A 6,621-nucleotide genomic window follows, 5' to 3' on the forward strand; every position below is an offset into this window, starting at 1 on the left:
ATTCCCGATCCCCTAACGGGTTGATCGACGGTATGCACGTGCACAATACACAATAATGAGACACGGTAAAAAAGTAAATCACTTAGGAAGAACCGCTTCACACCGCAAGGCAATGCTATCGAACATGGCGTCGTCTTTGATTCTGCACAAGCGCGTTTCAACAACAGTAGCGAAAGCAAAAGCTTTGCGTAAGTACGTAGAGCCACTCCTTACAAAGTCTAAGAGCGACACGACACACTCCAGAAGAACTTGTTTTGCATACCTGCAGAACAAAGAGTCTGTAAAAGAGCTTTTTGATGAAGTATCCCTGAAAGTTGCCAACAGACCGGGTGGCTATACCCGCATCCTGAAGACTGGCTACAGACTTGGTGACAACGCAGAAATGTGTGTGATCGAGTTGGTAGACTATAACGAGGATATGCTGGCAACTGACACTGCCGCTGCTGGTGCCAAGAAGTCACGTCGCCGTGGAGGAAGCAAGAAGAGCACGACTGAGGCTACACCTGCCGCTACAGCCGCTGCTGAAACTCCTGCTGCCGAAACTGCCGCTCCTGCAACAGAGGAAGCTGCTCCAGTTAAAGAAGAAGCTCCTGCTTCTGATGATACTACTGAGGAGACAAAAGATGCTCAGTAAGCATTTTTTATAAATATTTCGAAGGGACATGACGAAAGTCGTGTCCCTTTTTTATTTTTGTAATAAATCAGCAATATGAAAAAGCAAATTTCAACAGAAGCCATACTTCTTTTAGAAGATGGTACCGTTTATAAAGGTAAAAGCCTGGGCCGCCTTGGTACATCCGGCGGCGAACTCTGCTTTAATACTGGTATGACAGGGTACCAGGAAATTTTTACAGACCCTTCTTACTTCGGGCAGATGGTCGTCACTACCGTGTCGCATGTAGGCAACTATGGCGTGCAACACCAGGAGGTGGAATCTGACAGGATACAGATCAGCGGCTTGGTATGTAAAGATTTCTCACACCATTTCTCCAGAAAGACAGCCGAAGGCTCCTTGCAGGACTACTTCGAGAAAGCCGGTGTGGTGGGTATTTGTGAAATCGATACGCGTGCGCTGGTGCGGCATATCCGGGACAAAGGCGCGATGAATGCGATCGTCTCTTCTGAGATAACGGACCTGGATGAGTTGCGTAAAAAGCTAGCTGAGGTGCCTTCTATGGCTGGCCTTGAGCTGTCTTCGAAAGTTAGCACCTCGGCAACATACGAGCATACTCTGGAAGATCCAAAGTTCAGGGTGGCCGTGCTTGATCTGGGCGTGAAGCAGAACAGTCTCCACAACTTTCTGAAGCGTGGCTGCGAGGTGAAGGTTTTCCCTTACAACACCTCGTTCGAGGAAATGGAGCAGTGGAACCCGGACGGGTACTTTATCTCCAACGGACCCGGAGACCCCGCCGCGACTACTTTCGCAGTGGATAGCGTAAAGCAAATCCTGCAGAAGGAGAAGCCACTCTTTGGTATATGTATGGGGCACCAGATGCTGGCGCAGGCCAATGGCATCGCTACCTATAAAATGCACAATGGGCACCGCGGCCTTAACCACCCGGTAAAGAACCTGCTTACAGGACTCTGCGAGATAACCAGCCAGAACCACGGTTTTGTGGTAGACGCGGAGCAACTGCGCAATCACCCTGAGGTAGAGGTAACGCACATCAACCTGAACGACAACACCATCGAAGGCATTCGGATGAAGAACAAGCCCGCCTTCTCGGTGCAGTACCACCCGGAGTCGTCGCCGGGGCCGCACGATTCGGAATACCTTTTCGATAACTTCGTGGCGCTGCTAGAAGCATATAAAATCAAGTAAAACTATAGTTAAAAACCAACCATGAGCTTAATCACAGACATTAAAGCCAGACAAATCTTCGATTCAAGAGGAAATCCTACTGTAGAGGTAGACGTTGTTACCGAATATGGGGCGCTTGGCCGTGCCGCTGTGCCATCTGGTGCTTCCACGGGCGTGCACGAGGCAGTAGAGCTTCGTGATAACGATAAGAGCAAGTATATGGGCAAAGGCGTTTTGCAGGCTGTGCAGAACGTGAACGAGAAAATTGCCGAAGAGCTGATCGGTTTCCAGGTATACGAGCAGAACCTGCTTGACAAGATCATGATCCAGCTGGATGGCTCTGATAACAAAGGCAACTTAGGCGCCAACGCGATTCTTGGTGTGTCGCTGGCGATTGCCCGTGCCGCTGCCCAGGAGCTGAACATGCCGCTATACCGCTACGTGGGTGGTGTGAACGCCAACACGCTTCCTGTGCCGATGATGAACATCCTGAATGGCGGTAGCCACGCAGACAACGCCATCGACTTCCAGGAGTTTATGATCATGCCGGTTGGCGCTTCTTCTTTCTCTGAGGCGCTGCGCATGGGTTCTGAGGTGTTCCATCATCTGAAGAACGTACTGAAGAAGAAAGGCCTTTCTACCAACGTTGGTGATGAGGGTGGCTTTGCGCCGAACATCGCGTCTAACGTAGAGGCGATCGAGGTAGTGCTTCAGGCAATTGAGGCGGCTGGCTACAAGCCAGGCGACGATATGATGATCGCGATGGACGCAGCTAGCTCTGAGTTCTACGACGCGGCATCTGGCCAGTATCATTTCAAGAAGTCTACAGGCGACAAGCTGACTTCTTCTGAAATGGTGAGCTACTGGAAAGAGTGGGTAGAGAAATACCCGATCATCTCTCTGGAGGACAGCATGGCCGAGGATGACTGGAAAGGCTGGAAAGAGCTGACAGACGCGATCGGAAGCAAGTGCCAGCTGGTAGGCGACGATTTGTTCGTGACAAACGTGAACCGCCTGCAGCAGGGTATCGACCAGGGCGTAGCCAACTCTATCCTGATCAAGGTAAACCAGATCGGTACGCTGACCGAGACCATCGATGCGATTAACCTGGGCCGTCGCCATGGGTATAAGAGCGTTATGAGCCACCGTTCTGGCGAGACTGAGGACAACACCATCGCTGACCTTGCGGTTGCCCTAAACACTGGCCAGATCAAGACTGGTTCTTCTTCGCGCTCTGACCGTATGGCCAAGTACAACCAATTACTCCGCATTGAGGAGGAACTGGGCGAGGTTGCTTACTTCCCGGGCAAGAAGTTCTAGGTATACAGGAACATATAAAATAAATCTTGGTAAGGCTGTGGGTTATCTAACTCACAGCCTTATTTTTGTATAAGACCTTTTTAGCCATACTAGTATGTATAAGCGCATCCCCAAAATCTTCCGGAATTTCTATCTCATTACTTCTTTCCTGTTTTTGGTATGGATGCTTTTCTTTGACTCGAACGATTTCATCACACAGTACCAGATGAACAAGACGCTCAGTAACCTGGAAGAGGAGAAAGAGCATTACCTCGAGAAAATGGAGGAGGTGCAGAAAGACCGCAAAGAGTTGATGAGCGACCCCAAGCTGCTGGAGAAATTCGCCCGTGAGAAATACCTGATGAAGCGCCCCAACGAAGATGTGTTCATCATTGTGCCCCAGGATGAGTAATTCATTCATGCAATTAAGCAGCGGCAGATAGGATGGCGAGTAAAGTTGGTATAAACCGCTGATGGCAATCATGAAAGTATGCGCGTAATTTTATGCCAGATATTCCCATCAGAATCATAGCCATCAATCTATAATTGCTGCTCTGTACTTTTTGCCTTATCTTTTCCTGGATACCCTTCCAGCATGCCACCGGCTGATCAAGCTTTTTGCCCTTACTCCTGTAGCCCTTGCTTCGCCCGGGTAGCTTGTATAGCATCTTTCTGATTCCCAACAAAACATCACCAATATTTCCTAATATTATTAGTATTTGCTAATATATTTAGGTATTATTGTTATGTACAACAAAAAATAAGCCTATGAAAATCATTGAAAAGCTTCTGACAGAAATCGAGGAAGAAGGGAAAATAACCCGCAAGATGTTAGCTATTGTGCCAGACGATAAATTCGGCTGGCAGCCGCACGCCAAGAGCATGCCTATTAAGGAACTCGCGTTGCACATTGCTGATTTACCCACCTGGATTACTCTAGCGGTAACAACGGACGAACTCGACTTTGCCGCCAAACCCTATAACCCGGGTGATGCGAATACTACAGAAGAGCTGTTGTCTCTTTTCGAAAAGAACCTAGCGAAAGCGAAAGCAGACATGGCCCAGGCAACGGAAGAGCAGTTGGAAGAGCCCTGGAGCTTGCGCAACGGCGATGCGGTGTATATGACCTTGTCGAAGTACCAAACCGTTCGCCATGCGTTGGCGCAAACCATACACCACAGGGCACAATTGGGCGTGTACCTGCGCCTGCTTGATATTCCTATACCCGGTAGCTACGGGCCAAGTGCCGATGAGCAAGGCATGTAGCTAATCCAGAAAGGGAGTTGCCCGGCGAAAGCAGCTCCTTTTTTTGTTTTCTGCTTTGCCACATGCTTTTCAGGCAGGCAATACACCGCAAGCGGCCCTTCCTAAATTATTTGTAACTTTGTGCTATGAGCTGTCGCGGTATAGCGGCGGCCTCACGTAATAAAAGATACTATGGCAAAAGTTGCAATAAACCTTTCTACTGGTGCGCTTCAGCAGGCAGAGGTAATAGTAGGTATAGATTTAGGAACGACCAACAGCTTGGTGGCCTACATCCATCCTGAAGACAAGAAACCCATCGCCATCAACGACCAGGGGCGCGGAACCATCGTGCCGTCGGTGGTACATTTTGCGCAGAACGGCGAAACGATTGTGGGTACCGACGCAAAAGACTACCTGATCTCTGATCCGGCGAACACGATATACTCTGTAAAGCGCCTGTTAGGCAAATCATACAAAGACCTGGGTGAGCACAAGGACTACTTTGGGTATAAGGTCATTGATGATGACAGCGAAGGGCTGGTGAAGATCCGGGTACAGGACAAGTTTTACTCGCCCATCGAGCTATCGGCGGACATCCTGCGCGAACTGCGCGAGCGTGCCGAGCACTCCCTGAAAACCCCTGTGAACCGCGCCGTGATCACGGTGCCGGCCTACTTCAACGACTCACAGCGCCAGGCTACCCGCGATGCCGGAAAACTGTCCGGGCTGGAGGTGCTGCGCATCGTAAACGAGCCTACCGCGGCTGCACTGGCCTATGGCATCGGTATCGACCCGAACGAGGAGAAGACCGTGGCGGTATATGACCTGGGTGGCGGTACGTTTGATATTTCCATCCTGAGCATCCATCAGGGGATTTTCGAGGTGCTGTCTACCAACGGGGATACTTACCTGGGCGGCGACGACTTCGATCGTGCCATCATTAATCACTGGATACAGCAGAACGAGCTGATCGCCGACACCGTGAACCAGGACAAGAACCTGTCGCAGGAGTTGCGCCTGAAAGCCGAGGAAGCCAAGAAAGCGCTGAGCACGCAGGAGGTATACACCAGCAACATCAACGGCACCATGGAATGCCATATTGAGCGCCATACCTTCGAGGCCCTGATAGCCCCGATTGTGGCCCGAACCATTGAAAGCTGCCGCCAGGCGATGGGCGATGCAAAGCTAAGCCCAGAGCAGATCGATGCGGTGATTATGGTGGGAGGCTCTACGCGTGTGCCAATGGTATACGAGGCCGTTTCAGAGTTCTTCGGCAAACCGGCCAACAACAACCTGAACCCGGACGAGGTGGTAGCGCTGGGCGCAGCCATACAGGCCGATATCCTGGCGGGTAACCGTAAAGACATCCTGCTGCTCGACGTGACGCCCCTCACGCTGGGCATTGAAACAATGGGTGGCCTGATGGACCCGATCATCCCGAGAAACTCCAAGATACCGACCAAAGCCGGCCGCCAGTATACCACTTCGGTGGATGGGCAGGTAAACATGAAGATTTCTGTTTTTCAGGGGGAGCGCGACATCGTGAAAGAGAACCGCAAACTGGCCGAGTTTGACCTGAAAGGTATACCTGCCATGCCCGCTGGTTTCCCGAAAGTGGATGTGAACTTTATCCTGAACGCAGACGGCATTCTGAAGGTGGAGGCAGTGGAGCTTCGCTCCGGCACGCGCCAGGAAGTAGAGGTGAAACCGCAGTACGGCCTGACGGACGAGCAGGTAGAGCAGATGCTGATGGACTCCATTACGCATGCGAAAGACGACGTGACGGCCCGGATGCAGATCGAGGCCCGCAGCACCGCCGAGCAGATGCTATACCAGGTAGAGCGTTTTGTGGAGAAGAACGGGGAGCACCTGACAGAAGAGGAGATAAACCTGACCCGCAAAAACCTGCAAAGCCTGAAAGACGTGCTGGCCGCCGGTGGCGATAAAGACGCGATTTACGGTGCCGTGGATGTGCTGGAAGCGCAGACAAGCCCGTTTGCAGAACGCGTGATGCAGATTTCCATCAAAAAAGCCATGTCTGGCAAAAAAATAGAGTAGACTATTTTACAAGTATAAAAGCAAGCATCCCGCTATCAGATAACCTGGTAGCGGGATGTTTGCTTTTATACCATATTATAAACTTGAGGATAGCTGCACGTTCACCTGCTTTCAAATAAGTTTTTCTGCTTTGGGAAAATATAAGTAGCGGGACAAAAATAGGTATATAAGTGTTTCTGGTGTTATGCGATACATCAGATTAACAGACCAGGAAGAGC

The 6,621-nt window shown here is 50.6% G+C and carries 6 protein-coding genes; all 6 read left to right on the forward strand.

The features are described 5' to 3' along the window. Positions 1–55: 55 nt before the first annotated feature. The 6 genes from rplQ to dnaK all read left to right on the forward strand — a co-directional run bounded on the left by rplQ (position 56) and on the right by dnaK (position 6,403). The gene (gene rplQ, locus MKJ04_RS18995) at positions 56–634 is read left to right on the forward strand and encodes a 50S ribosomal protein L17 (RefSeq protein WP_241643246.1); all 579 of its coding nucleotides are present in this window, start codon (positions 56–58) and stop codon (positions 632–634) included. 75 nt (positions 635–709) lie between these two features. Further along, entirely contained in the window at positions 710–1,822 is a 1,113-nt protein-coding gene (gene carA, locus MKJ04_RS19000) for a glutamine-hydrolyzing carbamoyl-phosphate synthase small subunit (protein ID WP_241643247.1), read from the forward strand. A 21-nt stretch (positions 1,823–1,843) separates the two neighbouring features. Next, positions 1,844–3,121: a phosphopyruvate hydratase gene (gene eno, locus MKJ04_RS19005; RefSeq protein ID WP_241643248.1), complete on the forward strand. Its 1,278-nt coding sequence runs from the start codon at positions 1,844–1,846 to the stop codon at positions 3,119–3,121. A gap of 94 nt (positions 3,122–3,215) precedes the next feature. Further along, positions 3,216–3,512, forward strand: a complete 297-nt coding sequence (locus tag MKJ04_RS19010; RefSeq protein ID WP_241643249.1) for an FtsB family cell division protein — start codon at positions 3,216–3,218, stop codon at positions 3,510–3,512. A 356-nt stretch (positions 3,513–3,868) separates the two neighbouring features. Next, positions 3,869–4,366 carry a DinB family protein gene (locus MKJ04_RS19015; protein WP_241643250.1) on the forward strand — a complete coding sequence of 166 codons (498 nt, stop codon included), beginning with the start codon at positions 3,869–3,871 and terminating at the stop codon, positions 4,364–4,366. A gap of 171 nt (positions 4,367–4,537) precedes the next feature. Further along, entirely contained in the window at positions 4,538–6,403 is a 1,866-nt protein-coding gene (gene dnaK, locus MKJ04_RS19020) for a molecular chaperone DnaK (RefSeq protein WP_241643251.1), read from the forward strand. Positions 6,404–6,621: the final 218 nt, after the last annotated feature.

Origin of the sequence: Pontibacter sp. E15-1, from assembly GCF_022601975.1 — a bacterium.
GTDB lineage: Bacteria > Bacteroidota > Bacteroidia > Cytophagales > Hymenobacteraceae > Pontibacter.

Coding starts and splice junctions, on each gene's coding strand:
- MKJ04_RS19010 (WP_241643249.1), top strand. CDS start 3,216: ATGTATAAGCGCATCCCCAAAATCTTCCGGAATTTCTATCTCATTACT.
- dnaK (WP_241643251.1), top strand. CDS start 4,538: ATGGCAAAAGTTGCAATAAACCTTTCTACTGGTGCGCTTCAGCAGGCA.
- rplQ (WP_241643246.1), top strand. CDS start 56: ATGAGACACGGTAAAAAAGTAAATCACTTAGGAAGAACCGCTTCACAC.
- MKJ04_RS19015 (WP_241643250.1), top strand. CDS start 3,869: ATGAAAATCATTGAAAAGCTTCTGACAGAAATCGAGGAAGAAGGGAAA.
- eno (WP_241643248.1), top strand. CDS start 1,844: ATGAGCTTAATCACAGACATTAAAGCCAGACAAATCTTCGATTCAAGA.
- carA (WP_241643247.1), top strand. CDS start 710: ATGAAAAAGCAAATTTCAACAGAAGCCATACTTCTTTTAGAAGATGGT.